Annotated in this window: 30 protein-coding genes; 15 read left to right on the top strand and 15 right to left on the bottom strand. The window is 62.4% G+C overall.

The window, feature by feature from the left end:
- The first annotated feature begins 59 nt into the window (after positions 1 to 59).
- Positions 60 to 686 carry a TetR/AcrR family transcriptional regulator gene (locus ACYG9Z_RS24625; RefSeq protein ID WP_023752083.1) on the top strand — a complete coding sequence of 209 codons (627 nt, stop codon included), beginning with the start codon at positions 60 to 62 and terminating at the stop codon, positions 684 to 686.
- Here ACYG9Z_RS24625 and ACYG9Z_RS24620 read toward each other — a convergent pair.
- Entirely contained in the window at positions 683 to 1552 is an 870-nt protein-coding gene (locus ACYG9Z_RS24620) for a hypothetical protein (RefSeq protein ID WP_023715203.1), read from the bottom strand. The genes ACYG9Z_RS24625 and ACYG9Z_RS24620 overlap by 4 nt on opposite strands.
- A gap of 82 nt (positions 1553 to 1634) precedes the next feature.
- Here ACYG9Z_RS24620 and ACYG9Z_RS24615 point away from each other — a divergent pair, with 82 nt between their 5' ends.
- From ACYG9Z_RS24615 to groL, 3 genes are all read left to right on the top strand, one after another.
- Positions 1635 to 2432, top strand: coding sequence for a class I SAM-dependent methyltransferase (locus ACYG9Z_RS24615; RefSeq protein ID WP_023689544.1), 798 nt, complete (start codon positions 1635 to 1637; stop codon positions 2430 to 2432).
- 184 nt (positions 2433 to 2616) lie between these two features.
- A complete protein-coding gene (groES, locus tag ACYG9Z_RS24610) occupies positions 2617 to 2913 on the top strand; it encodes a co-chaperone GroES (protein WP_006203049.1) in 297 nt (98 codons plus the stop codon).
- Between the two features lie 63 nt (positions 2914 to 2976).
- Entirely contained in the window at positions 2977 to 4632 is a 1656-nt protein-coding gene (gene groL, locus ACYG9Z_RS24605; RefSeq protein ID WP_023709705.1) for a chaperonin GroEL, read from the top strand.
- A 71-nt stretch (positions 4633 to 4703) separates the two neighbouring features.
- Here groL and ACYG9Z_RS24600 read toward each other — a convergent pair whose 3' ends face one another.
- A complete protein-coding gene (locus tag ACYG9Z_RS24600; protein WP_023697706.1) occupies positions 4704 to 5312 on the bottom strand; it encodes a TetR/AcrR family transcriptional regulator in 609 nt (202 codons plus the stop codon).
- A 102-nt stretch (positions 5313 to 5414) separates the two neighbouring features.
- Here ACYG9Z_RS24600 and ACYG9Z_RS24595 point away from each other — a divergent pair, with 102 nt between their 5' ends.
- The 3 genes from ACYG9Z_RS24595 to ACYG9Z_RS24585 are packed head-to-tail and all read left to right on the top strand — an operon-like array spanning position 5415 to position 7315.
- Positions 5415 to 6425: a zinc-dependent alcohol dehydrogenase family protein gene (locus tag ACYG9Z_RS24595; protein ID WP_023689923.1), complete on the top strand. Its 1011-nt coding sequence runs from the start codon at positions 5415 to 5417 to the stop codon at positions 6423 to 6425.
- Positions 6426 to 6466: 41 nt separating this feature from the next.
- The gene (locus tag ACYG9Z_RS24590; protein ID WP_023689922.1) at positions 6467 to 6913 is read left to right on the top strand and encodes an OsmC family peroxiredoxin; all 447 of its coding nucleotides are present in this window, start codon (positions 6467 to 6469) and stop codon (positions 6911 to 6913) included.
- A 15-nt stretch (positions 6914 to 6928) separates the two neighbouring features.
- Positions 6929 to 7315 (top strand): nuclear transport factor 2 family protein, encoded by a 387-nt coding sequence (locus ACYG9Z_RS24585; RefSeq protein WP_023752084.1) that lies wholly within the window; start codon positions 6929 to 6931, stop codon positions 7313 to 7315.
- Between the two features lie 76 nt (positions 7316 to 7391).
- Here ACYG9Z_RS24585 and ACYG9Z_RS24580 read toward each other — a convergent pair whose 3' ends face one another.
- Together ACYG9Z_RS24580 and ACYG9Z_RS24575 are read right to left on the bottom strand one after the other, a co-directional pair.
- Positions 7392 to 7907 (bottom strand): OsmC family protein, encoded by a 516-nt coding sequence (locus tag ACYG9Z_RS24580; protein WP_023684308.1) that lies wholly within the window; start codon positions 7905 to 7907, stop codon positions 7392 to 7394.
- Between the two features lie 57 nt (positions 7908 to 7964).
- Complete coding sequence (locus ACYG9Z_RS24575) at positions 7965 to 8432, bottom strand: GFA family protein (protein WP_023752085.1); 468 nt, start codon at positions 8430 to 8432, stop codon at positions 7965 to 7967.
- Positions 8433 to 8572: 140 nt separating this feature from the next.
- Here ACYG9Z_RS24575 and ACYG9Z_RS24570 point away from each other — a divergent pair, with 140 nt between their 5' ends.
- Both ACYG9Z_RS24570 and ACYG9Z_RS24565 read left to right on the top strand, forming a co-directional pair.
- Positions 8573 to 9277 (top strand): cupin domain-containing protein, encoded by a 705-nt coding sequence (locus ACYG9Z_RS24570; RefSeq protein ID WP_084566300.1) that lies wholly within the window; start codon positions 8573 to 8575, stop codon positions 9275 to 9277.
- A gap of 7 nt (positions 9278 to 9284) precedes the next feature.
- Positions 9285 to 9566, top strand: coding sequence for a helix-turn-helix domain-containing protein (locus ACYG9Z_RS24565; protein ID WP_084566301.1), 282 nt, complete (start codon positions 9285 to 9287; stop codon positions 9564 to 9566).
- A gap of 23 nt (positions 9567 to 9589) precedes the next feature.
- Here ACYG9Z_RS24565 and ACYG9Z_RS24560 read toward each other — a convergent pair whose 3' ends face one another.
- The 8 genes from ACYG9Z_RS24560 to ACYG9Z_RS24525 all read right to left on the bottom strand — a co-directional run bounded on the left by ACYG9Z_RS24560 (position 9590) and on the right by ACYG9Z_RS24525 (position 13435).
- On the bottom strand, positions 9590 to 10201 hold the full coding sequence (locus ACYG9Z_RS24560) for a LysE family translocator (RefSeq protein ID WP_023689918.1): 612 nt from the start codon (positions 10199 to 10201) through the stop codon (positions 9590 to 9592).
- Between the two features lie 69 nt (positions 10202 to 10270).
- Positions 10271 to 10603 carry a YkgJ family cysteine cluster protein gene (locus ACYG9Z_RS24555; RefSeq protein ID WP_023671506.1) on the bottom strand — a complete coding sequence of 111 codons (333 nt, stop codon included), beginning with the start codon at positions 10601 to 10603 and terminating at the stop codon, positions 10271 to 10273.
- A gap of 52 nt (positions 10604 to 10655) precedes the next feature.
- On the bottom strand, positions 10656 to 10820 hold the full coding sequence (locus ACYG9Z_RS24550) for a hypothetical protein (RefSeq protein ID WP_023671505.1): 165 nt from the start codon (positions 10818 to 10820) through the stop codon (positions 10656 to 10658).
- A gap of 1 nt (position 10821) precedes the next feature.
- Entirely contained in the window at positions 10822 to 11229 is a 408-nt protein-coding gene (locus ACYG9Z_RS24545; RefSeq protein WP_023671504.1) for a hypothetical protein, read from the bottom strand.
- Positions 11229 to 11453 carry a hypothetical protein gene (locus tag ACYG9Z_RS24540; protein WP_023715195.1) on the bottom strand — a complete coding sequence of 75 codons (225 nt, stop codon included), beginning with the start codon at positions 11451 to 11453 and terminating at the stop codon, positions 11229 to 11231. Before ACYG9Z_RS24540 ends, ACYG9Z_RS24545 begins: the two co-directional genes overlap by 1 nt.
- 293 nt (positions 11454 to 11746) lie before the next feature.
- Entirely contained in the window at positions 11747 to 11956 is a 210-nt protein-coding gene (locus ACYG9Z_RS24535; RefSeq protein ID WP_023671502.1) for a cold-shock protein, read from the bottom strand.
- A gap of 465 nt (positions 11957 to 12421) precedes the next feature.
- Positions 12422 to 12751 (bottom strand): YciI family protein, encoded by a 330-nt coding sequence (locus tag ACYG9Z_RS24530; protein ID WP_023723612.1) that lies wholly within the window; start codon positions 12749 to 12751, stop codon positions 12422 to 12424.
- A gap of 30 nt (positions 12752 to 12781) precedes the next feature.
- Positions 12782 to 13435 carry a glutathione S-transferase family protein gene (locus ACYG9Z_RS24525; RefSeq protein ID WP_023689914.1) on the bottom strand — a complete coding sequence of 218 codons (654 nt, stop codon included), beginning with the start codon at positions 13433 to 13435 and terminating at the stop codon, positions 12782 to 12784.
- Between the two features lie 172 nt (positions 13436 to 13607).
- On the opposite strand from ACYG9Z_RS24525, the gene ACYG9Z_RS24520 reads away from it, so the two are divergent.
- Positions 13608 to 13787 carry a CsbD family protein gene (locus ACYG9Z_RS24520; RefSeq protein WP_023671498.1) on the top strand — a complete coding sequence of 60 codons (180 nt, stop codon included), beginning with the start codon at positions 13608 to 13610 and terminating at the stop codon, positions 13785 to 13787.
- A gap of 50 nt (positions 13788 to 13837) precedes the next feature.
- Here ACYG9Z_RS24520 and ACYG9Z_RS24515 read toward each other — a convergent pair whose 3' ends face one another.
- Positions 13838 to 14962 (bottom strand): metallophosphoesterase, encoded by a 1125-nt coding sequence (locus ACYG9Z_RS24515; protein WP_023752086.1) that lies wholly within the window; start codon positions 14960 to 14962, stop codon positions 13838 to 13840.
- 132 nt (positions 14963 to 15094) lie between these two features.
- Between ACYG9Z_RS24515 and ACYG9Z_RS24510 the strand changes: the two genes are divergently transcribed.
- On the top strand, positions 15095 to 15688 hold the full coding sequence (locus tag ACYG9Z_RS24510; protein ID WP_023752087.1) for a hypothetical protein: 594 nt from the start codon (positions 15095 to 15097) through the stop codon (positions 15686 to 15688).
- 18 nt (positions 15689 to 15706) lie between these two features.
- Here the strand turns inward: ACYG9Z_RS24510 and ACYG9Z_RS24505 are convergent, their stop codons facing one another.
- Positions 15707 to 16393, bottom strand: coding sequence for a TetR/AcrR family transcriptional regulator (locus tag ACYG9Z_RS24505; RefSeq protein ID WP_023689911.1), 687 nt, complete (start codon positions 16391 to 16393; stop codon positions 15707 to 15709).
- An 84-nt stretch (positions 16394 to 16477) separates the two neighbouring features.
- Between ACYG9Z_RS24505 and ACYG9Z_RS24500 the strand changes: the two genes are divergently transcribed.
- The 3 genes from ACYG9Z_RS24500 (at position 16478) to ACYG9Z_RS24490 (ending at position 19217) form a co-directional block, all read left to right on the top strand.
- Entirely contained in the window at positions 16478 to 17281 is an 804-nt protein-coding gene (locus ACYG9Z_RS24500) for an NIPSNAP family protein (RefSeq protein ID WP_023752088.1), read from the top strand.
- A gap of 85 nt (positions 17282 to 17366) precedes the next feature.
- Positions 17367 to 18128 (top strand): SDR family NAD(P)-dependent oxidoreductase, encoded by a 762-nt coding sequence (locus ACYG9Z_RS24495; protein WP_023752089.1) that lies wholly within the window; start codon positions 17367 to 17369, stop codon positions 18126 to 18128.
- A gap of 72 nt (positions 18129 to 18200) precedes the next feature.
- Entirely contained in the window at positions 18201 to 19217 is a 1017-nt protein-coding gene (locus tag ACYG9Z_RS24490; protein ID WP_023752090.1) for a glycosyltransferase family 10 domain-containing protein, read from the top strand.
- Positions 19218 to 19474: 257 nt separating this feature from the next.
- Here the strand turns inward: ACYG9Z_RS24490 and ACYG9Z_RS24485 are convergent, their stop codons facing one another.
- Positions 19475 to 20671, bottom strand: coding sequence for an IS256 family transposase (locus ACYG9Z_RS24485; RefSeq protein ID WP_286456782.1), 1197 nt, complete (start codon positions 20669 to 20671; stop codon positions 19475 to 19477).
- A 472-nt stretch (positions 20672 to 21143) separates the two neighbouring features.
- On the opposite strand from ACYG9Z_RS24485, the gene fumC reads away from it, so the two are divergent.
- Positions 21144 to 22541, top strand: a complete 1398-nt coding sequence (gene fumC, locus ACYG9Z_RS24480) for a class II fumarate hydratase (protein ID WP_023753126.1) — start codon at positions 21144 to 21146, stop codon at positions 22539 to 22541.
- Positions 22542 to 22767 lie beyond the last annotated feature (226 nt).

Genomic DNA, 22767 nt, shown 5'->3' with positions numbered 1-22767 from the left:
AACAAGGCTGGGGATGGTCTTGGCGATCGAATGGTCTGGGCGATCGAGAGGATGGCGGCATGAACGAACCAGTGCAGATGACGACCGAACCGAGGCGCAGGCCCAAACAGGAGCGCAGCCGCGAGCGCATCGACGCCATCCTGTCGACGACCATGCGGCTGATCGGCGAGAAAGGCATCGACGCCGTCACCATGAAGGAAGTCGGCGCACAGGCCGGCGGGCCGATCGCCACCGTCTATCATTACTTCCCCAACAAGTCGGCGATCCTGGCGATGCTCTACGAGCGATTCTCCGAAGTGAGCCGCGCCCGGCTTGCCGCGATCGTTGCCGACGTCGGCGGGCTGAGCGACGTTATCGCTGCGGCCGACCGGCTGCTCGACGACTACCATGAGCGCGTCGCCGGCGACCCCGCCATTCAGGACCTGCAAAACGCCATCCAGGCTGACAAGGCGCTGAAGAATCTCGACATCGCCGAAACCCGGCACCAGGCGACGATGTTCTGCGACCATGTCGGCCCCTTTCTCGCGCCAGAGCGACGCAATGAGTTCGGCCGTATGGTTTTCCTGATCTTCCAGCTGGCCGGCGGCGTCGTGCGTATGGCGCTGACCCAGGACCAGGAGGAAAGCCGCCACACCATCGAGGACTACCGGTCGATCATCCATACGCAGTTGGGACTGTTTCTCTAGCGCCCGATTCGACCCCGTCCGGTCTGGTGGATGAGGTTTTCGAAGCCGTCGGCCAGGTTGGCTGTGCCGGCGGCAACAATCTTCGACAGGTTCCTGGCGCGACCTGGGGTCTTGTTGGCATCGAGCAGCACGGCCCTGCCCTCATGCACGACAAAGTCGAATTTGCCATAGTCGAAGCCCAGCTTCCGACGCAAGGCGCGCAGTTCGTCGGGAACCGCAACCGGCTGCCGGCGGACGGTGTCGTCGCCCTTGACCAGGCGCTGCGGCGAGACATAGCGGGTGCAGCGCTCCCGATCGCCGCAGAATATCCAGAACCGCGCCGCAAACCCGTCGGGCTCGATTTCGGGAATGAATTTTTCCACGATCAGGTCGGCACGCCTGAAAATCTCCGGCGCCACATCGGCCAGCGAGGCATGCACCTGATAACGGTCGAAGGTCTGAGCGCCCGGGAAAGGCACTGCCTTGCCGGCGCGAACGGATTTTCGGTTGAGCTGCTCCTCGGGCGTCCCCCAATGATTGAGGTTGCTCTTGACGATGACCTGGCCGCTCCAGTTGGCACCCTCCTCGAGGATCGCACCGCTGATGCGGCGCTTGGAAATGTCGGTTGCACCAAGATTGAGACAAATCGGAAATCCGCGCGCGTAGTCGACATAGTCCGATGGCGTCACTGTCGCGTCGACATGCAGGACGGCAATATCGGCGTTATGACTTGCCGAGGGTCCACGCATGATCTGCACGGAGTGACCGCGCCGTTTCAGCTCCGCCAGGACGTCGAACAGCATGTAGGGGCTGTCCTGGCGCAGCAGGAGGCCCCGCCGGCTCTGGAAGCGGTCAAATTCATGCGTTATGACGGCAATGCGGGCCATGGCCTTTCCTGCATGAGGTAACTCGCAAGGCAACCAACAGCCTGGAAGGAAATATGTCCAGCCTTTCCCCAAACCGTTCCGCATGACTGAGCATTGGGACGCAATTCGCCGTCATTGGCGGCTTCTCGGGTCGCCGCTGTGTCCGCCCCCGGAAGCTGTCGCCGCCTATGAGCGCGAACTTAGCCTGCAATCAGTCGATGTGGTGCTGCTCGGGGTCACGCCGGAGCTTGCCGGCCTCGGAAGGACCATGCTCGCGATCGACGAGTCCACTGCCATGATATCGGGCATCTGGCCGGGCGATACCGCCTCACGCAAGGCGGTGATCGGCAACTGGCTGGAGTTGCCGCTGGGCGACGAAAGCGCCGGGGCGGTGATCGGCGACGGCTGTCTGTCGGCGCTGGACTCCTCGGTTGCACGGCAGGCGCTGCTTGCCGAGATCGCGCGTGTGCTGAAGTCCGATGGGCGGGCTGCATTGCGCGCCTATGCAAGCCCTCAGGTGCCGGACGATCTGCAGGAGGTCCGGGCGCTGACGCTGTCCGGTGGTGTCGCGACCTTCCACGAACTCAAATGGCGCATTGCCATGGCTTGTGCCGGCGGCGATCCCGACCGCGCCATTCCGGTGCGGGCGATCCTCGACGCCTTCGATGCGCTGTTTGCCGACCGGGAGGCCCTTGCCGCGACGACCGGATGGGAGATGCCGGTCATCGGCACCATCGATGTCTATGCGAATTCGCAGACTGTCTACAGTTTCGCCCCGGCGGCGACGCTGGTCGAAGAGGCGAGCCGGTTTTTTGACAGTGTCCGCCTCGCGCCGACAGGGACCTATGGGCTGGCTGAACGCTGTCCGCTTCTGGTGCTTAAATCGCCGCGGCGCCGGTAGGGTCTGCCGTCGGATCGCGGCACGGCTCCAATTGGCACAATTGTGCTCACCGTTCGCCTTGACTCTCGAAAGCCACGCGCTTATTTCAGCGCACGTTAGCACTCTCCCCAGGTGAGTGCTAACGCACATCCGGCACCGCCGGATCGAGGAACAGCTCTCACCGTTCTCATTCGAGGAAGAAAAAATGGCAAAGTCGAAGTTCCGCCCGCTTCATGACCGCGTGGTCGTACGCCGGGTCGAATCCGAATCCAAGACCGCCGGCGGGATCATCATCCCGGATACGGCAAAGGAAAAGCCGCAGGAAGGCGAGATCATCGCCGTCGGCTCCGGCGCTCGCGACGAAGCCGGCAAGCTGGTCCCGCTGGACGTCAAGGCCGGCGACCGCATCCTGTTCGGCAAGTGGTCGGGCACCGAAGTCAAGCTCAATGGCGAAGACCTTCTGATCATGAAGGAATCCGACATTATGGGCATCATCGGCTGATCATCGGCCTCACCGTCAACTAAATTCGGGCTTGATCGCAAGCCCCCTGCCAGGAGCTAAAAAATGGCTGCTAAAGACGTAAAATTCTCCCGCGACGCCCGCGAGCGCATGCTGCGCGGCGTCAACATCCTCGCCGACGCAGTGAAGGTCACGCTCGGCCCCAAAGGCCGCAACGTCGTCATCGACAAGTCGTTCGGCGCACCGCGCATCACCAAGGACGGCGTCACCGTCGCCAAGGAAATCGAGCTTGAAGACAAGTTCGAAAACATGGGCGCGCAGATGGTCCGCGAAGTTGCTTCGAAGACCAACGACATCGCCGGCGACGGCACCACGACCGCGACCGTTCTGGCGCAGTCGATCGTCCAGGAAGGCCACAAGGCCGTTGCCGCCGGCATGAACCCGATGGATCTGAAGCGCGGCATCGATCTGGCCGTCACCGAAGTCGTTGCGGCTCTCGGCAAGGCTGCCAAGAAGATCAAGACCTCCGAGGAAGTTGCCCAGGTCGGCACGATCTCGGCCAATGGCGACGAGTCGGTCGGCGCCATGATCGCCGAAGCGATGCAGAAGGTCGGCAATGAAGGCGTCATCACGGTTGAGGAAGCCAAGACCGCCGAGACCGAGCTGGAAGTCGTCGAAGGCATGCAGTTCGACCGCGGCTATCTCTCGCCCTACTTCGTCACCAACGCCGACAAGATGGTTGCCGAGCTCGAGGACGTCTACATCCTCCTGCACGAGAAGAAGCTGTCCAACCTCCAGGCCATGCTGCCGGTTCTCGAAGCCGTCGTGCAGACCTCCAAGCCGCTTCTTATCATCTCGGAAGACGTCGAAGGCGAGGCTCTGGCCACGCTGGTCGTCAACAAGCTGCGCGGCGGCCTGAAGATCGCCGCCGTCAAGGCGCCGGGCTTCGGTGATCGCCGCAAGGCCATGCTGGAAGACATCGCCATCCTGACCGGTGGCCAGGTCATCTCGGAAGACCTCGGCATCAAGCTCGAGAATGTCGGCCTCAACATGCTCGGCCGCGCCAAGAAGGTGTCGATCTCCAAGGAGAACACCACCATCGTCGACGGCGCCGGCAAGAAGGCCGAGATCCAGGGCCGCGTTGCCCAGATCAAGCAGCAGATCGAAGAGACCACGTCGGACTACGACAAGGAGAAGCTGCAGGAACGTCTGGCGAAGCTCGCCGGCGGCGTTGCGGTGATCCGTGTCGGCGGCGCGACGGAAGTCGAAGTCAAGGAAAAGAAGGACCGCGTCGATGACGCCCTCAATGCGACCCGTGCGGCCGTGGAAGAAGGCATCGTTGCAGGCGGCGGCGTCGCTCTCCTGCGCGCTTCGGCCAACATCAAGGTCACCGGCGTCAATGCCGACCAGGCTGCCGGCATCAACATCGTTCGTCGTGCACTGCAGGCTCCGGCCCGTCAGATCGCTTCGAACGCAGGTGCTGAAGCTTCGATCGTTGCCGGCAAGATCCTCGACAACAAGGGCGCGACCTACGGCTACAACGCCCAGACCGGCGAGTATGGCGACATGATCGCCATGGGCATCGTCGACCCGGTCAAGGTCGTTCGTACCGCTCTCCAGGACGCGGCTTCGGTCGCCGGCCTGCTCGTCACCACCGAAGCCATGATCGCGGAGGCTCCCAAGAAGGAGTCTGCTGGCGGCGGCATGCCTGGCGGCATGGGCGGCGGCGGCATGGGCGGCATGGGCGGCATGGATTTCTAATCCAAGCTATCCGGCTTATGCATACGGAAAGGGCGCCGAGAGGCGCCCTTTTTGTTTTGGAAAGCGGATGGTTAGGCGGCGCTGTCCGCCTGCCGCGCAACCTTGCCTGCAAGCACCGCCTGCTCGACAAGCGCCGCCACCTCGTCGGCCACCACCAGCACCGGGCCACGATCGCGGGTGGCCCTCGCAATCACCATCAGCCCTTCCAGCGAGGATTCGACCAGCAGTGCCAGGGCATGCGCCCGGCGTTCGGGCACTCCTGCCCTGACAAAGGCCTGTCGCAGCAAGCCGATCCATTGCTCGAAAGCCGATCGGCAGAGTTCCGCCAGTTCCGGCACATCGGTGGGTGAATCCAGCACCACCGGCGCGATGGGGCAACCCAGCGAAAAATCATTGTCCTCCAGCATGCGCCCGACCGACTGGTAGATGTGATGGACGGCCACTGCAGGATCGCTCTCGGCTGCCAGTGCTTCGCCCAGCCTTTTCGTGACGTCGGCAACGCTGTTGCGCGTCACCTCGATGACCAGTTGGTCCTTGCCGCCTGGGAAATGAAAATAGAGCGAGCCGCGCGGCGCCCCGCTGGCGCCCAGAATGTCGTTGAGCGAGGTGCCGTGATAGCCGCGCTGCCTGAGCAACAGGCCTGTGGTCTCGAGTATGCGGGTGCGGGTGTCGTTGGCCATGTCAACCTCTGTCAGCAGTGACGCATTATAGGCCTTGCCAAGAATATGACAATCGGTCTATATAATATGTGGATCAGTCTATATACTATTAAGGAGAGTGACATGCGCAGCTACCGTCTCGAAGGGTTTGGTGGAACCGAATCCCTGGCGATGCGCGACGAGGCGCGGACGGAACCGAAACCGCATGAGATCGTGGTGCGAGTCCGCGCCGCCTCGCTCAATCGGCGCGACACGATGATCCTTGGCGGCACCTATCCCTTGCCGGCGCGGCAAGGCATCGTGCCGCTGAGCGACGGAGCCGGTGACGTCGTCGCAATCGGCGATGCCGTCACCCGTTTTGCCGTCGGCGACCGCGTCACCGGCAGCTACTTCGCCCGCTGGATCGATGGCCGCATCAATGCCGGTCTGATCGACCAGCTCGGCTGTACGCTTGACGGCATGCTGACTGAGTTTGCCGTGCTCGACGAACAATGGGCGGCGCGACTGCCCGATCATCTGAGCTGGCACGAAGCGGCGACGCTGACCTGCGCCGGCGTGACGGCCTGGAACGCGGTGACCGGGACCCGGATTCCGAAGCCTGGTCAATGGGTTCTCACCATCGGTTCGGGTGGCGTTTCGCTGTTTGCTCTGCAGTTCGCCAAGTTGCTCGGCTGCCGGGTTGTCGCCATCACATCGCGCGCGGAGAAGGCCGACAGGCTGCGGGCGCTGGGCGCCGACCTCGTTGTCTCCAGCACCGACATACCGGAATGGGGCGGCTGGGCGCGCGAGCAGACAGGCGGCATCGACCTCGTCGTCGAAACCGGCGGCCCGGCCACCTTCGCGCAGTCGCTGATTGCCAGCACGCTTTATGGACACATCGTGCTGCTGACGCTGCAGGACGCCAGTGGCAGATCGATCGAGATGCCGGCAGCGCTTTATCAGCGCAGCCTCGCCACCATCAGCCGCCTGTTCGTCGGCAGCCGCAGCAATCTCGAGGCCATGCTGCGCGCCGTGTCGCAGCATCGCCTCAAGCCCGTTGTCGACAGGGTCTTCCCCTTTGCCGAAGCCCCCGAAGCGTACCGCCACTTCCAGCAGGGCGACGTGTTCGGGAAGGTTGTCATCGACTGCGCCTGACCCAATTGCCCGCTTTTCAACCCCGAACCAGGAGAACGACCATGACCATCCGTGAAGCTTCCGCAGAATGGCAAGGCACGCTGAAGGAAGGCGGCGGTCGTCTGCGGCTTGGCAGCGGCGTCTTCGAAGGCGCCTATTCCTTTCCGTCGCGGTTCGAGAACGGTCCGGGCACCAATCCCGAAGAGCTGATCGGGGCAGCACATGCCGGCTGCTTCTCGATGGCGCTGACCTTCATCCTCGGCCAGGAAGGCCACGTCGCCCGCACCATCCGCACCGTCGCCAAGGTGCATCTCGGCGCGACCGCCGCCGGGCCGACGATCACCCGCATCGAGCTCGAAACGGAGGCGGAGGTCACGGATCTCGCCGAAGACGAGTTCGAACGCCTGGCGCAGTCGGCCAAGGCGACTTGCCTCGTCTCGCGCGCCTTGGCCGGCGTGCCTCAGATCACCCTAAAGGCCGTGCTGGTCAAAGCCGTCAAAGATCAATGAAACCGGGAGAATATGATGAAACAGGAGCTTATCATGGACGCAGCCGGGAATGATTTGTCCCGGCAGACGGCCGAGATCATGCATCGCTTCAACGATGTGTTCCAGCTGCACGATCCGTCCGCGCTTGCCGAGTTGGTGGCGCAGGATTGCGTTATCGAAAACACCGTGCCGGCGCCGGACGGCGCCCGCCATGCCGGCAAAGAGGCGTGCATTGACCTATGGTCGGCGATCGCTACCCAGCCCGGCACGCGCTTCGACCTCGAGGAAACCTTCGTCGCCGGCGAACGGGCGACGATCCGCTGGCGCTACTTCATGGCCGACGGCAACTCCATCCGCGGCGTCAACCTGATGCGTGTCGCGGACGGGCTGATCGTCGAGGCGATGGGTTACGTCAAGGGATAGAAGCGTTGCCCGATACGGCACTACCGTTCCCAGCCCGGAATCTCGCTCAAGTCGAGTTTCCGGGCCGGTTTTCTGGTCACTGGATGACGCGGTGCAGCTTCACCGTGGTGCTGGGACTGTTCTGGATGGTCTGGAAGATCACGCAATAGCGATCCGTGAGTTCGAGCAGTTGGTCGAGCTGACTTTGGGGAGCGTCGGTGTCGATGTCGAACCGCAAGCGGATTTCCTTGAAGCCCACTGGAACACCCGCAGTCACGCCGAGCGTGCCGCGAAGATCAACGTCACCTTCCGCGGAAACTTCGGCGGACCTGATCGGAATTTCGAGCACGGCCGCCGCCGCGCGCATCGAGACACCGGCGCATGCGATCAGCGCCTCCAGCAGCATGTCGCCGGAGCATAGTTCCTGGCCGCTGCCCCCGGCCATCGGATGGATGCCGGCAAGCGCCAGCCCGCGTCCGGTCTCGACCTGGCAGGTGACGGTGGACGCGTCGGCGACGCCTTTGGCCTTCAAGGTGAGGAACGCGGCCTTCGCATCCCTGCGATAGAGATCCTTGATCGGCTCCTGCGTGGCGCGAAATGTTGCGATTTCCATGAACAATCTCCTGTCTTGAATTGTCGTTGTCAAAAATGGCGAGCAGTGGCCGGGCCCTTATTCCGGCACCGCGATGCCGGAGCCGCCGAGCTCAGCCGGAAAGTCCCTGAGCTTGGGCAGCCCGTCTTTCATCGGCAGCACGGTCTCAGCGTAGTTGACGTGAACCCCAGGCGTGAATTTCACGCCTGGTATCGTTGCCGCATAGACATCGACCAGGCCGAGCGGCGGATGAACGGTCATCAGATGACCACCGCATTTCGTGCAGAACTGGCGATCGCTCATTTCGGTCTTCTCGAACCCGGACAGGAACTCCGCGCCCCCGGTGACCTTGACGTTCTGAGGCTTCCACAGCGTGAATGCGTTCACGGGAGACGCCGACCACGATCGACAAGAACCGCAATGGCAATAGCCCATTGCCTCGGCGGCTCCGTGCACTTCGATTTCCACGGCGCCGCAAAAACACCCGCCCTTATGTACCGTCCTGACTTTTGTCCCTGGTTGGTTTCGACAGCACTCAGCGCCCACTCTCGGCAGCGCTTGAGCACCGGTGCAGGTTTAGGAGTTCTGGCCGCGAACTGAATGATACGGCGTCCGCCTCGCTTGACAGCGCGTCCGGAACTCGAAAGGGATGGCTCACCGGCTAGCCGGGTGCGGGACGAAACGGAATGGCCGGGGATGCTCTGTCTGACCTGTTGAGGACGGTACGCCTTACCGGCGCGACGTTTTTTGACATTGAGGGCCACGAGCCGTGGGCCGTCTGCTCGCCGGCGCCATCGTCCATCCGGCCGAAGATCCTGCCCGGTGCGGACCATCTGATCTCCTACCATGTGGTAACGGCCGGTCGCTGCTTCGCGCGCATCGTCGGCCAGGAAGCGATCGCGCTGGAGGCCGGCGAAGTCGTCGTCTTCACCAGGAGCGACCCGCACATTATGTCCAGCAATCCGGCGTTGCGCGCCGATCCGCCGACAGCCGACGTTCTCGACATCGCAACAGCCGGCCGGATGCCGTTTTACATCAACTGCGCCGGCGACGGCGCGGCCTCGGCCAGGCTGGTTTGCGGCTATCTCGCCTGTGATGCACAGCCTTTCAATCCACTGCTCGAGGCTTTGCCGTCGGTGATCAAGGCCGGAGATGCCAAAGGCGATGGCGGCTGGCTCAGCCAGTTCATCAACCTGGCTGTCACGGAGGTGGCGCAAAAGCGCGCAGGCAGTGAAACGGTGCTCACCAAACTGAGCGAACTGATGTTTGTCGACGTGTTGCGCCGCTACTTGGAATCGCTGCCGCCACAAACCACGGGATGGCTGGCTGGCCTGCGCGATCCGCACCTGGCGAGGGCACTGGCGCTGATCCACGACCGGACCGGCGCATAACTGGACGGTGGAGGCGCTGGCGAAGGACTCCGCGCTGTCGCGCAGCGTGCTCGCCGAACGCTTCACCAGGCTGGTCGGCATGCCGCCAATGCATTATCTCGCCAAATGGCGCATGCAGATCGCCTCGGAGCTGCTCAGCGCCGGCTCCAGCAACATGGCCAGCATCGCCGCTGAAATCGGATACGAATCCGAGGCAGCGTTCAGCCGCGCCTTCAAGAAGATGATCGGCCTTCCGCCCTCCGCCTGGCGTCTAGGCATCCGGACCGGATCCGGAACCGACGAAGAGTAGGCCGATGCCTGCCAGATCCTGTTCTATCGATCAGCAAGCGCCAGCTTGGCCCCAAGCATGACAAAGGCGCCGGCGAAGGTGCGGCGCATCCAGGTCAGCACCATCGGCCGCGACACGACATGGCTGCGGATCGAGGCGGCAAAGATGCCGTAAGCGACGAAGACGACGAAGGTCAGCAGCATGAAGACGCTCGAGAGCTCCAGCATCTTGGCAAATGCGTTCGGTTCGGTCGTGCTGACGAATTGCGGCAGGAAGGCAAAGAAGAAGATCGACAGCTTCGGGTTAAGGATGTTGATCAGGATGCCGGAGGTGATGACCTTGGCTGCCGAGCGGGGTGCCGCGTTTTCATCGACGCTCAGGCCGCCCTTCTCCTTCAGCGTGTTCCAGGCCATGTAGAGGAGATAGGCGACGCCGAGATATTTCAGCGTCTCGAAGGCGACAGCACTTGTGTGCAGCAGCGCCGCCAGGCCGGTGATGGCGGCGGCCATATGCGGGATGATGCCAAGCGTGCAGCCGAATGCAGCAGTGATCGAGGCGCGCGCGCCTCGCGAAAGCCCGGCGCTCAGCGTGTAGAGAACGCCGGTGCCGGGCGAAGCCACGACGATCAGCGACGTCAACAGGAATTCGATGCTCATGGTTCCTCCAACGCCCTGCCCGTAGTGGAAGCTATCGGGGGATGTGGGATGAGGCAAGGTGGGCGTCGGCTAGATCGTTGGCATCCCGTGCGCCTTGCGCGCCATCAGGCAATCGTCGCCGCCAGGCATGCAGGCGTGGCAGACGTCCGGGCGGATCTCGTAGATGCCGCAGGCTGTGTGCTTGCCGATCTCGCCCGTAAGCGCCGAACAGCGCACGCCCTCGCAGCGCATCCCGGACAGGTCGGCGGACACGAACTTTTCCGGAATCCGGTCAAGTTGCGCATCGTCCTCGGTCGAGAAGCGCGGCCATTCGGCCGAGTAGGAACAGCAGGCGCCGCAGCTCTGGCAATCGAAAACCGGCTGGTCGTCCTGTTTTGACGACCGGATATCCCTGGCGGCCAACGCGACCAGCCCAGGTGCTGCGAGATTGCGATCGGCTTGGTGCGGCAAGGCGCTATTTCTTCTTGCCTGCCTTGCCCTTGGGCGTGGCGGCTGGCGCCTCGAACAGATCGGTTGCCGACGGTTCGGCGGCCTTCGGCGCGGCAGCGGGCTTGGCCTGCTTTGCAGTGGCAGCAGCCGGCGCTGCCGGCTGGTCCTTGGTGGAAAACTTTATGGCCATGTCAGTCCTCGTCGGAAAAGCGGGATGATGGTGCGCGCGGATTGCGCAAGCGGCCGATCAGCGCCGAGACCGCTGTGATGTTCATTTCCTCGGGCGACCAGTTCCTCGCCTCGGCAATGTGGTGCGCCGCCAGTTCGCGATGCGTGCTGCCGCTATAGGCGGCATCCTGGTAGGTCACGCGCTCCTGGGTCTTTTTGTCCTCGCGGACATATTCGACCAGATAGTTCGGGGCTTCGGCACGGCCGCGCACGCCGACGCGCACCTGGGCATCGCCATGCGCGCGCTTGCAGCGCTCGAGCTTTTCCAGCACACGGCGGACATATTCGACCGGCTTGTCCAGGCCCGGGACCATGGACGCTATGGTCGCATCGGCATCGATCGGCGTCGGCGGTACGCGCTTGGTGGCCATCAGCGTTTGCCTGCCCGCTTCGGCAGCGCCGCATGGGCTGCGGCCGCTGCCATGTCGTCGGCTTCCTTTTCCTTGCGCAGTTCGCGCAAGCGCGCGGTCTTGGCTTCGCGCGCCTCGCTGACGGCATCACGCTCGGACAGGATGCGGTTGAGTGACATCGACTGGGTTTGCGTCTTGCTGAACAGCGAGCCGGCCTGTTCGGCGGTCTTGGATTGAGTGGTCAAAACTTTCTCCTGTCGGGGGCCTGGTGCCGATAGAGCGAGAGCGGTCTTCGATTACGACCAAAGCAATACGGCAGCGGGGCAGTATGGGCGGTTCAGATTGCTGGATCGTCCCTTAGCACGTTCCGGCCGGCGTGCGGCGCACTTTTAGCGGCATGACGCACAAAATGAAAAAGGCCAGGCACCGCCTGACCTTCCATGAAAGCGCCGCGCATCCAGTTGGATGCGCAAGGCGCTCCTTTCAGCCTTTCATCGGTGCCAGTACATCCGTGGTCACCGGAAGGCCGAATTCCTTATCAGGCCGCCTTCAACTGGTCGGCGGACATCTTGCCCGACTTGTTGTCGCGGGTCATCTCGTAGCCGAGCTTCTGACCCTCGACGATGTCACGCATGCCGGCGCGCTCTACGGCCGAGATGTGGACGAAAACGTCGGCGGAGCCGTCGTCAGGCTGAATAAAACCAAAACCTTTGGTGGCGTTGAACCATTTCACTGTGCCGGTGGCCATGAAGAACCCTTTCCCTGGCAAATATTCGTTCACCATCGTGCGACTGCACAACAGCGTTTTGTCTCGATTTTTGATGGGGAAGTTCGTCAAAGGCGCGCATCATGCGCGGATAACAAAAGTCGGTCAAACAAATATCGACATGTTTCTTATAGACTTCTTTTAGCGCCGAGTCAATTTCTGGTTTGGCCGGAGCCCAAATTCAACCTGAGGGTGCCTGAGGCATAAGCCTCAACTGACGAGGTGGCGGAGCTCGAGGCGTTCCAAAAATATTCCACGCCCCGGAACCAAACGCAAGCCGGCGCATTTCCGTGGTGTCAGCAATTCAGAGAGCAATCTCGGTAATGCTGGCAAAAGAACGCCTCCCGCACATTAAACGGTGCGAGAGGCGTTCTTGTAAGTGCCGTTGTCTGACGCAATTCCCAAGGGAAAACCGTTTCACACTTTCCTTAAACTCACGCTGGCGGCCTACAGGATCGCGCTGATCAGCGGCAGGATCTCGTAGCGGAAACCGCGGCCGGAGCTCGACACCGGATCGCCGTCGGTGACCGCTCTTGCCTCGGCTTCGCTGCCGACACGCAGGATCAGCAGACCCCAAGGGCCGGCCGGGTCGGCGACCGGCCCGGCCAGGATCATGGTGCCCTCGGCAAGCTTGCCGCGCAGATAGTCGGCATGCCGGCCCATCAACTCCCTCTCCTCCTCCGTCAGGGTGAAGGCGAAGTCCGGCCGAGGCGGGATCAGCCGGCAGTGGAAGATTGTTGGCGCGGTAGTCTCACGCGGTCCATCATTGCTGGCCATCGGTCACTCACCGTGATGTCATTAGTGGTCCTATTCGTCCGGGCCGGGTTCCGGCCAAGTCTCCTTCGCTGCTTCCGCATACCAGTGCCGCATCGCCGGCGTTGCCAACACGGCGTCGACGTAGGCGCGCGTGTCGGGCGCGAGCTTGCCGCCATAGGTGTCGAAGCGGGTGACGACAGGTGCATACATGGCATCGGCCGCGGTGAAATGACCGAACAGGAAGGGGCCGCCTTTGCCGTATTGTTCCCGGCACTGGCGCCAGATCGTTTCGATGCGCGCGCGCTGCATTTCGCCTTCGGCGTCGAGCGGCTTGTGGCCCTTCGGCCGGCGCAAATTCATCGGCCAGCCATAGCGCACCTCGCGAAAGCCGGAATGCATCTCGGTCGCTACCGAGCGGGCCAGCGCTCGGGCGCCGATATCCTGAGGCCAAAGCTTTTTCTCCGGAAACAGGTCGGCCAGATATTCAAGGATGGCAAGGGTTTCCCAGACAATCCTGCCATTGTGATTCAACACTGGCACAAGGCCGGTGGGCGAGACTTTCGCCAGAGCGGCAAAGGTTTCGGGCGTGCGCAGGCGCACGAAACCTTCCTCGAAAGGGATGTCCAGATGCTTCATCGCCACCCATGGCCTCAGCGACCAGGACGAAAAGCACTTGTTGGCGATGATGAGCGTAAATTCAGCCAAGGCGGTCTCCCCAAAATTTCGTCACACTAGTCACATGATACGACGCGGCAAAGCGTTTCGGCGACCATATAAGCGACCATATGCGACGATGATCGGCCGCCCAGGGAACCTAAGCCAAGCCGGCCCGTTTGCCTCTTGCGAAGGATCCCCGGAAACCCCAGGAGATGTAAAGATGGTGAACAAGGATCAGGTTGCCGGCGTGGCCAAGCAGGTCAAGGGCTCGGTCAAGGAGGCCGGCGGCAAGGCGACCGGCAACAGGCAGACCCAGGCCGAAGGCACGGCCGACAAGACCGCCGGCAAGGTGCAGAAGGTCTATGGCGACGTGAAGGACAAGATCAAAAAGGCGCTCTGACCCGATCTCGCAGGCAATGAGGAGGGCGGCTCAAGGCCGCCTTTTTCTTGTCAGAGGCTGAGGCTCTTGCTGAAGGCGCTGGTGAACTTGACCTCGCCCTGGTCGCCGGCCGCCTCGCCCAGCACTACGTCCATGCTGTCCCCGGTTACCCTCACCAGCGCGAAGCCGCCCATATAGGCGGCCTTCGGCTTGAACAGGTCGAGGCCATCGCTTTTGTAGATCATCGGCACTTCGTGCTGATGGCCATGGAAGATGGCGATGACATTGTAGCCCTTCAGCGCCCCCAGCAGCGCCTGGCGGTCGGCCTCGCTCCACCAATGCGGCGCGCCTGCGCCGTCATCGTCATAGGTGCGCTTGGCCGGATCCCAGCGCTCGACCGAGAAAGTGTCCCAGCCATAGTGCTGGAACAGGATGACGGGACGGCCATCCGCCGCGTAGATCGCCAGATCCTGCTTCAGCCACGGCAGGCTGCTCACCGCGCCATGGCCGGTGTCGCCGGCAAAGCGGTGAGTCTGGACGAGATGCAGGCCGCCCCAGTCCCAGGAATAGCAGTCGGTGTCGACATCGTATTCGGTGGCCGGCACCGGCGGCTTGAAGAACACGCCGGGGCGGTGGTTGATCTCGACATAGTCGCGCAATTCACGCCGGTACCAGTCGACATGGGGCGGCGAGCCGTTCTGGTCGAGATCGTGATTGCCGAGCCCGACATAGACCGGCATGTGCACGCGATCGGGGCCGACGCCCTGTTGATAGCGCTGGCTGAACTGCAAAAGCTGCGTGCCTTCGCTGGGCTCGGTGATCTGGCCGCCGCCATCGTCGGTGATGTCGCCGCCGACGACGAGGCCGAGCGGCGCGCCGATGCGGCTGCCGGCCGAATGCAGGCCAGTGGCGACGCCGTCGATCTCGGCCGGCCATTGCCGGTCGGCGAGGCCGTTGAGAGCGGCGACATTGCGCAGCAAGGCGGCGTCGGTCTTGCCTTCCTCCAGGCAGTTGGGGCTGAGGCCGCTCGACATGCGGCAGGCATGGACGTCGGCGATGAACAGAAAGGTGGCGTCGATGGGCTGGATGCGCTTGCCGGTCTGGCCAAGCGCGGCGCGCGGCAGCATGCCAGCCATGGCAAGGCCGGCTGCCTGTGCGAGGAAATTGCGACGGGAGAGGACGAGCTTGCGATTCATGACCTGAAATTCAGCACAGCCGGCGCCCCACCGTCCAGTTGCCAGGAATGGCAGGTCGACACGGCACTGTGGCTCTGGCATTTCTTGGGTCATGCTGGCGCGTAGCAAATACAAGCAGAGGGGGAGGATTTCATGAGAGTCGTTTCGATAGGCGTGGTGCTGGCTGGGTTGCTACCGGCGGCTGCGGTGCATGCCGCCGATTGTGTCGACGCAAAATCGGCCAAGGCCGGCTTCGTTCTGGAAATGCCTGGCGTCCGCAGCGAGTTTCGGCCGGTGGCCGGCGGCATGGTGTCCGTCGCCAACAACTACGAATCGCAATCGCCGCAGACACAGTTCCTGTTTGCCGGCCTGGTCGAAGTGTTTCGCGACAGCGATACCGGACGGGTGGCGACGATTCCGTTTTCCGATCTGCGAAAACTGTTTCCGCTGAAGACGGGAGCCAAGAGCACGATCGAATTCGTCGAGTTGTCGCCGAACAAGCAGCCGAAGAGCACCAAGACACTGAGCCTGGTCGTCAAGGGCAAGGAGACGTTCAGCGTCGGCGGCTGCAAATACAACGTGCTGGCGGTCACGGAGACCTTCAAGAACGGCGCCGGCGAAACGCTGGACACATTCACCGCGCTTTATGCTCCCGATCTGCAAGCGTCTCTCGCCCGGCGTTACGACGAAGGGACCAGCGCGGAATCGGTGAACGGTTACGAGACGATCAAGCCGCTTTCCAACTAGAACAGCGCAGTTCCGGCCTCAAGGTTTTCCCGGCCGCAGCAGGATCCTGCGACGCCGCTTCGCTCTGCTCGGGAATGGCGGCGTTGAGCTGCCCTGAAGTTCGGCCAGGCAATCGCGCAGCACGCTGGCATCCTGTGCCGCCTTGGCCATCGACATGGCGCCGGAATAGGCGGCGATGGCGAGTGCCGCAAAGCGCTCGGGGTCGGTGCCCTGCTCCCTCCCCGACTGCTGGTCGGCTCGCACCTTGTCGGCAACCGCCTGACGCCATCCGGCAAAGATATCGTCCAGAGCGGCGCGGAAATCCGGGTCAGCGAGCGACAGTTCATGCGCCAGATTGTTGAGCGGACAGCCGCGCACGAAGCCTTGCTGCTCAAGCTCGGTCGCCACCGCCTCGAACACCGCGCGCACGCCTTCGCGCGCCGAGCCTGCCGCCCGTACAGGGTTGATCCAGGTTTCATCGAGGGCCGCTGCCACGCGCTCCTCGATCACCGCCAGAGCGAGCGCCTTCTTCGTCGGGAAATGATGATGCAGCGCGCCGCCGCTGACGCCTGCGGTCGTCATCAACTCGCCAAGAGCGGATGCATGATAGCCACGCGCCTGGAACGACGCTTCGGCGATATCGAGCACCTTGTTGCGCAGCCCTTCGGGATCGTTGGTGCGTTTTCGCGGCGGCCCTTTCGGAGCCCGAGCAATCTCTGCTGACATTTGCCAACGATAGCAGATTGACAAAACAGGACAACCGGTCTGTTTTATAAACCGGATGATCATCCTGTTTTTGGAGACGACACAATGACCGTACCCCTGAATGCGCCTGCGACGGCAAGCCTGCTCGCTTCGCCTGTCGTCGAGTTGCGGCAGTACACGCTGAAGCCGGGACGGCGCGAGACGCTGATCGACATCTTCGACAGTCGGTTCATCGAAGGCCAGGAACACGCCGGCATGACCATCATCGGACAGTTCCGCGACCTCGACCGCCCCGACATGTTCGTCTGGCTGCGCGGCTTCGATGGCATGGAAGCGCGGAAGCAGGCGCTCACCGCCTTCTATGACGGGCCGGTGTGGACGGCGCACCGCGACGCCGCCAATGCGACGATGATCGATTCCGACGATGTGCTGCTCTTGAAGCCGGCATGGCCAGGCGCCGGCTTCGATCTGTCAGGCGCGCAGCGAGGCGCCATGCCGGCGGATGGAAAGTTTAGCGCAGACAATCGCTTGACCGGTGTTGTTGTCATCCAGATTCATCATCTGCGGTCTGGCGCCGAAGCCGATTTCGCCGGCAATTTCGAAACGGACGCCGTTCCGATCCTTATCGGCGCCGGCGGACGGTTGCTTGGCGCCTTCATCACCGAGCACGCTGAAAACAGCTTTCCCCGCCTGCCGGTGCGCTTGAGCGAAAACGTCTTTATCGCGGTGACGGGTTTCGACAGTCCCGAGGCGCATGCCAGTTACGAAGCCGCAGTTGTCGCTTCGCCCCAATGGCAAGCGGCCGACGTGACCTGGCGGACCGAAACCTTGCGCCTGACGCCGACGTCGCAGTCGCTGCTGCGTAACCGGATCGGCACGCGGCCAACCGAAGTTCATACTGAGCGATAGGCCGGCGGCTTGACCGCCCTCGCCGATCGGCATTGCCTTCGTGACGCGGGCAACAGCGAGAGCATTCGATGCGACTTGGCCTTCAATGAGACTTTCTGGCAAACGAGCACTGGCGACCGGCGGCTCGGACGGCATCGGCCTGGCGATATCGGAAGCTTTCTTGCGCGAGGGCGCCGACGTGCTGATCGTCGGTCGCGACACCAGCAAGCTCGAGACCGCCCGCGAGACACTTGCGGCGGCGGGCAACGTCGGCACCCAGTCGGCCGATCTCTCGACCTCTTCCGGCATCGATGCCGTGGTCGATCGCGCGAAAGCAACCGGCCCACTCGACATCCTCGTCAACAATGCCGGCGTCGCTTATCTGGTGCCTTTCGAGACCGTCACCGAGCACCAATTCCAGCAATCCTTCGCGCTCAATGTGACGGCGGCGTTCTTCCTTACCCAGCGGCTGCTGCCGCATCTCGGCGCCAACGCCTCCGTCATCAACATCTCGTCCTACTTCGCCGACAAGATGATCCCGAAGCGGCCGTCGAGCCTGTATTCCTTGTCCAAGGGCGCGCTGAATTCGCTGACCAAGTCGCTGGCCTTCGAGCTTGGTCCGCGCGGCATCAGGGTCAATGCGATTGCGCCCGGCACGGTCGACACCGCCATGCGGCGCAAGTCGATCGACAACCTGCCGGCGGCAGCGCAGGCCGAGCTGAAAACCTATGTCGAGCGCAGCTACCCGCTCGGCCGCATCGGCCAGACCAGCGATCTTGCCGGCATCGCCGTCTATCTGGCCAGCGACGAGGCGGCGTGGACCAGCGGCGGCATTTTCGCGATCGATGGCGGGTATACGGCGGGGTGACCGTTTGGACGGCCCTCTGCCTCGAACAAGCGGAGCACTTGACCAAACTTGCGATACCGCGTCTGTCTGCAGATGAGCAATGCTTCAGACATTCGTGGTGCCATGCCGTCTATCGATCCACTGATCCTCTTCTACACAACGTTCTTCAGCAAACCCGTCGATATCGCGTCGATACAGTGCGAAATGCCCGGGCGGTGGACACTGGACAAACGACGGATTTCCGAGGCCGCGGCAGTCGTCTTCCATATTCCGAACTTTCGCGAAGTTGGCGATGCCTACAAATACCCTGGTCAATATTGGGTCGCCTGGTCGATGGAATGCGGCCAAAACTACAAGCGACTTGCTGACCCCAAAATCATGCGGCACTTCGATATCATCATGACGCATGAATCCCGGTCCGATGTCTGGGTACCCTACCTTCCGCGTGCGGTGTGGTGGAAAGATGCGCTGGCCAGACCAATCGTGCCGAAAACGGAAGAAGCGCCGGTCGCACTCTTCCAGTCGGCCGGCCTGAATTATAGCGGCCGTGTCGATTTGGCGAACGAACTGGCGCGCCACATCAAGATCGATTCTTATGGCCGATATCGCAACAACCGATCGGTCTCTGGCCCCGATCTGGGCTCGAAGACCAAGATCGAAACCATTGCGCGGCACAAATTCTGCCTGGCCATGGAGAACTCGATCGAGGCCGACTATGTCACCGAGAAAATCTATGACGCGTTCATGGCCGGCACGGTGCCGATCTACCTTGGCGCTCCCAATGTGGACGAGTTCGTTCCGGAGCACTCCTTTATTGACGCCAGTGCCTTCGCCAGCGCCAGCGATCTTGCAGCCTATCTCCAGCACCTGATCGCAACGCCGCAAGACTACGAGGCTTATTTCGACTGGCGCTCAAAGCCATTGCCCGACAATCTCGTCAAACGGGTGCAATCATTGGAAACACCCGCGTTCTGCAGACTGATGAGCGTCGTGCGCCAGCGTCTGGAGGCGCGGACAAGCACGCCTTCCGGACGGCGAACACTTCCGTTCGGCTACAGATCCTATCTCAGGACAAAGCTGCGCCGTTGGAGGAAAAAGGTTCCGAGCTGACGGTCCGCGATCAGGCGCGCTTTCAGCAAAATACGGAGGACAAAGAGCGTCTTTGCGACGTCGAGACGGCTTCGACCTTGCCGCCATGCATCTTGGAAATCTCCGAGGCTATGTGGAGGCGCTCCCAGGGTGGACTTGAAATTCTCGGCTTCGCGATCCGAAGCTCGATCCGGATGCGATGCCGGATTTTGGTCGGGAAACTGAACAGAAGGGTTGTGTGCGTCAAGTTCTGCAAAATGGGGCGGCCATGATGCTGGTCATGCGGCTTGGCGCAGAGCGAGCTTCTTGTGCTCGCGCAGGTCGTCCATATTGATGTATCGGTTGGCCTCCATCCAGTTTTCATTGGTCTCGACGGCCAACGCCCTGACCAGGCGCAGGCAGCTTTCGGTATTGGGGAAGATGCGCACGACATAGGTGCGCCGGCGGATTTCCTCGTTGAGCCGCTCCAGCATGTTGGTGGATTTGAGATGCTTGTGGTGCTGTCTGGGCAGCCTGAAGAAGGTCAGGGTTTGTTCGATGGCATCCTCGGCCCAGCCTGTCAGGCGCGGATAGCGTGCCGACCATTTGGCAAGCCATGCGGCAAGATCAGCCCTGGCCTCTGCGAGATCGCGCCGGTCGTAGAGCCAGCGCAATTCCTGCAGGCAGTCGTCGCCGTGCTTCCTCGGCAGATGATCGAGCGCGTTCCTGAGGAAGTGCACGTAGCAGCGTTGCCAGGCGGCTTCGGGGATCACCTCGCCGATCGCTGCCACCAGGCCGGCGTGATCGTCGGACACAACCAACTCGACGCCCTTGAGGCCGCGCGCCTTGAGGCCGACGAGGAAGTCCCTCCAGGCCGAGCGGCTCTCGCGATTGGCCATCTCCACGGCCAGGATCTGGCGCCTTCCGTCCCAGTCGATACCGACCGCTATCAGCACCGCCTGGCTCATGACAACACCGGCTTCACGCACCTTCTCGTAGCGCGCATCGAGGATGAGGTAAGGAAACGGCTCTTGAAGGGGGCGCCTGGCAAAGGCAGCGAGGCTCTCGTCCAGCCGCTTGTTGATGGCCGAGATCGACGAGGCCGAGAAGGCATGGCCGCACAGTTCTTCCGTGATCGCCTTCACCTTGCGGGTCGACACGCCCTGCACATACATCTCCGCCAGTGTCGCCACCAAGGCCCGCTCGGAACGCTGGTAGCGCTCGAACAGCTCGGTGGAGAAGCGCCCGGCCCGGTCCTGCGGAACCCGCAGCTCGAGCTTGCCGACCCGCGTCACAAGGGTGCGGCCGTAATAGCCCGAGCGATAGCCAAGCCGTTCGGGCGTGCGCTCGCTCTTCGAGGCACCCAGCGCCTCGTCCATCTCGGCCTCAAGCACCTCCTGCATCACCGCACGGAGCACTTCGTGCAATCCATCCGGGTTCGAAAGCAAAATGTCTTTGACGGCAGCGCTGGCGGTCTTAACTTCAGTCTTGGTCATGGTGGCGTTCCTTCGCGGGAATCAGGTGACGTGAACAATCACCAGCCTGCCATGACCGCCCCCTCTCAGCGAATTTGCAGAACTCTCAGCACACTACCAACAGAAGGACAAGTGCATAAGCTACCTCATCGCTGCTGTTGCCAGTGAGACGCCGGCACGGATGGTAGTTTGTGTGGCAGCGTCGCTCGTAGGTAGACGTGAATTGCGCATTGCTGATCCTGGGGGAAGTTTGCGTAGAGCAATCCGCCAGCTCGACATGATCTCATCGAGCTAAATCCGCAAGTTTCCGTCCACTTTATGGGATCAAGCCGCACTGAGGAGCAATTTCCTTCACACGAAAGTGGAGGGTGCAGGATCCCGAAGGCCGGCGCTACCGCTTCAACCGATTTACTGCCTGCCGGCCGCAATCTCTGCTTGAAGGCCATTGTGCAACGCGATACGCCGTTGCCGAATTCGATCGTCGGAGATACAAGTGACCGCTGCCAGGACCAGAACCGAAACCGACACGTTCGGCCCCATCGAGGTTGCCGCCGACCGTTACTGGGGCGCGCAGGCGCAGCGTTCCCTCGGCAATTTCAGGATAGGCTGGGAAAAGCAGCCGGCCTCGATCGTGCGTGCGCTCGGCATCGTCAAGCGAGCGGCGGCGGAAGCCAATATGGAGTTGAAGCGGCTCGATCCGGCAGTCGGCAAGGCGATCATCGAGGCGGCGCAAGAGGTGATCGACGGCAAGCTGAACGATCATTTCCCGCTGGTCGTCTGGCAGACCGGCTCGGGCACGCAGTCCAACATGAACGCCAACGAGGTGATCTCCAACCGGGCGATCGAACTTCTGGGCGGCGTCATGGGCTCGAAGAAGCCGGTGCACCCCAACGACCACGTCAATATGAGCCAGTCGTCGAACGACACCTACCCGACAGCCATGCACATCGCGTGCGCCGAGCGCATCGTGCACGATCTGCTGCCGGCGCTGAAGCATCTCCACGCTGCGCTCGAGGTCAAGACGAAGGCCTTCGCCCACATCATCAAGATCGGCCGCACCCATACGCAGGACGCGACACCCCTCACGCTGGGCCAGGAATTTTCCGGCTACGCCGCGCAGGTGGCCTCTTCGATCAAGCGCGTCGAGATGACGCTGCCCGGCCTGCAGGAACTGGCGCAGGGCGGCACCGCCGTCGGCACCGGCCTCAACGCGCCGGTCGGCTTTGCGGAAAAGGTGGCGGCGCGCATCGCCGAAATCACCGGCATCGCCTTCGTCACCGCGCCGAACAAGTTCGAGGCGCTCGCCGCGCACGATTCCATGGTGTTCTCGCATGGCGCCATCAACGCGGCGGCCGCCGCCCTCTTCAAGATCGCCAACGACATCCGCTTCCTCGGCTCCGGCCCGCGCTCGGGCCTCGGCGAACTGTCGCTGCCGGAAAACGAGCCGGGTTCCTCGATCATGCCGGGCAAGGTCAACCCGACCCAATGCGAGGCTCTGACGCAGGTCTGCGTCCAGGTGTTCGGCAACAACGCCTCGCTGACCTTCGCCGGCAGCCAGGGCCATTTCGAGCTCAACGTCTACAACCCGCTGATGGCCTACAACTTCCTGCAGTCGGTGCAGTTGTTGGCCGACGCCTCGATCTCCTTCACCGACAATTGCGTCGTCGGCATCGAGGCTCGCGAAGACAACATCAAAGCCGCGCTCGACCGCTCGCTGATGCTGGTGACAGCGCTGGCGCCGACGATCGGGTACGACAATGCCGCCAAGATCGCCAAGACCGCGCACAAGAAGGGCACCACCTTGCGCGAGGAAGCACTGGCCACCGGGCTGGTCAGCGAGGCAGACTACGACCGGCTGGTGCGGCCGGAGGACATGACGCATCCGGGTTAAGCGGTTCCAGGGGAAGTGCCTTCCTCGAAGCGCGCAGCCCTTCCTCTTTGGAATTGCGTCAACTAGAAATCCGAATTGTGTGGCGGGACAATTTGCTCCCGCCGCTGCTGGCCGCGACAAGAATTTTGCGTCGGTCGAACGATCCCGAAATGTACGTCCTGTGAACAATGTGTCGCCGGACTGGCGGCTTTGGTGAACAGTCGGCTTGGTCTATCTGACGGGACAT

The sequence above is a fragment of the Mesorhizobium sp. RSR380A genome, assembly GCF_054719385.1.
Note: the sequence above shows the minus strand (reverse complement) of the source record. Positions and strands in the feature narration are given on the sequence as shown.

Excerpts from the sequence above, each read along its gene's own strand:
- ACYG9Z_RS24505 (WP_023689911.1), bottom strand. The coding sequence starts at position 16,393 with ATGTCAGCAGAGATTGCTCGGGCTCCGAAAGGGCCGCCGCGAAAACGC.
- ACYG9Z_RS24560 (WP_023689918.1), bottom strand. The coding sequence starts at position 10,201 with ATGAGCATCGAATTCCTGTTGACGTCGCTGATCGTCGTGGCTTCGCCC.
- groES (WP_006203049.1), top strand. The coding sequence starts at position 2,617 with ATGGCAAAGTCGAAGTTCCGCCCGCTTCATGACCGCGTGGTCGTACGC.
- ACYG9Z_RS24595 (WP_023689923.1), top strand. The coding sequence starts at position 5,415 with ATGCGCAGCTACCGTCTCGAAGGGTTTGGTGGAACCGAATCCCTGGCG.
- ACYG9Z_RS24590 (WP_023689922.1), top strand. The coding sequence starts at position 6,467 with ATGACCATCCGTGAAGCTTCCGCAGAATGGCAAGGCACGCTGAAGGAA.
- ACYG9Z_RS24510 (WP_023752087.1), top strand. The coding sequence starts at position 15,095 with ATGAGAGTCGTTTCGATAGGCGTGGTGCTGGCTGGGTTGCTACCGGCG.
- ACYG9Z_RS24580 (WP_023684308.1), bottom strand. The coding sequence starts at position 7,907 with ATGGAAATCGCAACATTTCGCGCCACGCAGGAGCCGATCAAGGATCTC.
- ACYG9Z_RS24485 (WP_286456782.1), bottom strand. The coding sequence starts at position 20,671 with ATGACCAAGACTGAAGTTAAGACCGCCAGCGCTGCCGTCAAAGACATT.
- ACYG9Z_RS24530 (WP_023723612.1), bottom strand. The coding sequence starts at position 12,751 with ATGGCCAGCAATGATGGACCGCGTGAGACTACCGCGCCAACAATCTTC.
- ACYG9Z_RS24570 (WP_084566300.1), top strand. The coding sequence starts at position 8,573 with ATGGCCGGGGATGCTCTGTCTGACCTGTTGAGGACGGTACGCCTTACC.
- ACYG9Z_RS24620 (WP_023715203.1), bottom strand. The coding sequence starts at position 1,552 with ATGGCCCGCATTGCCGTCATAACGCATGAATTTGACCGCTTCCAGAGC.
- ACYG9Z_RS24535 (WP_023671502.1), bottom strand. The coding sequence starts at position 11,956 with ATGGCCACCGGCACAGTGAAATGGTTCAACGCCACCAAAGGTTTTGGT.
- ACYG9Z_RS24495 (WP_023752089.1), top strand. The coding sequence starts at position 17,367 with ATGAGACTTTCTGGCAAACGAGCACTGGCGACCGGCGGCTCGGACGGC.
- ACYG9Z_RS24500 (WP_023752088.1), top strand. The coding sequence starts at position 16,478 with ATGACCGTACCCCTGAATGCGCCTGCGACGGCAAGCCTGCTCGCTTCG.
- ACYG9Z_RS24625 (WP_023752083.1), top strand. The coding sequence starts at position 60 with ATGAACGAACCAGTGCAGATGACGACCGAACCGAGGCGCAGGCCCAAA.
- ACYG9Z_RS24490 (WP_023752090.1), top strand. The coding sequence starts at position 18,201 with ATGAGCAATGCTTCAGACATTCGTGGTGCCATGCCGTCTATCGATCCA.
- ACYG9Z_RS24515 (WP_023752086.1), bottom strand. The coding sequence starts at position 14,962 with ATGAATCGCAAGCTCGTCCTCTCCCGTCGCAATTTCCTCGCACAGGCA.
- groL (WP_023709705.1), top strand. The coding sequence starts at position 2,977 with ATGGCTGCTAAAGACGTAAAATTCTCCCGCGACGCCCGCGAGCGCATG.
- ACYG9Z_RS24615 (WP_023689544.1), top strand. The coding sequence starts at position 1,635 with ATGACTGAGCATTGGGACGCAATTCGCCGTCATTGGCGGCTTCTCGGG.
- ACYG9Z_RS24550 (WP_023671505.1), bottom strand. The coding sequence starts at position 10,820 with ATGGCCATAAAGTTTTCCACCAAGGACCAGCCGGCAGCGCCGGCTGCT.
- ACYG9Z_RS24520 (WP_023671498.1), top strand. The coding sequence starts at position 13,608 with ATGGTGAACAAGGATCAGGTTGCCGGCGTGGCCAAGCAGGTCAAGGGC.
- ACYG9Z_RS24545 (WP_023671504.1), bottom strand. The coding sequence starts at position 11,229 with ATGGCCACCAAGCGCGTACCGCCGACGCCGATCGATGCCGATGCGACC.
- ACYG9Z_RS24585 (WP_023752084.1), top strand. The coding sequence starts at position 6,929 with ATGAAACAGGAGCTTATCATGGACGCAGCCGGGAATGATTTGTCCCGG.
- ACYG9Z_RS24600 (WP_023697706.1), bottom strand. The coding sequence starts at position 5,312 with ATGGCCAACGACACCCGCACCCGCATACTCGAGACCACAGGCCTGTTG.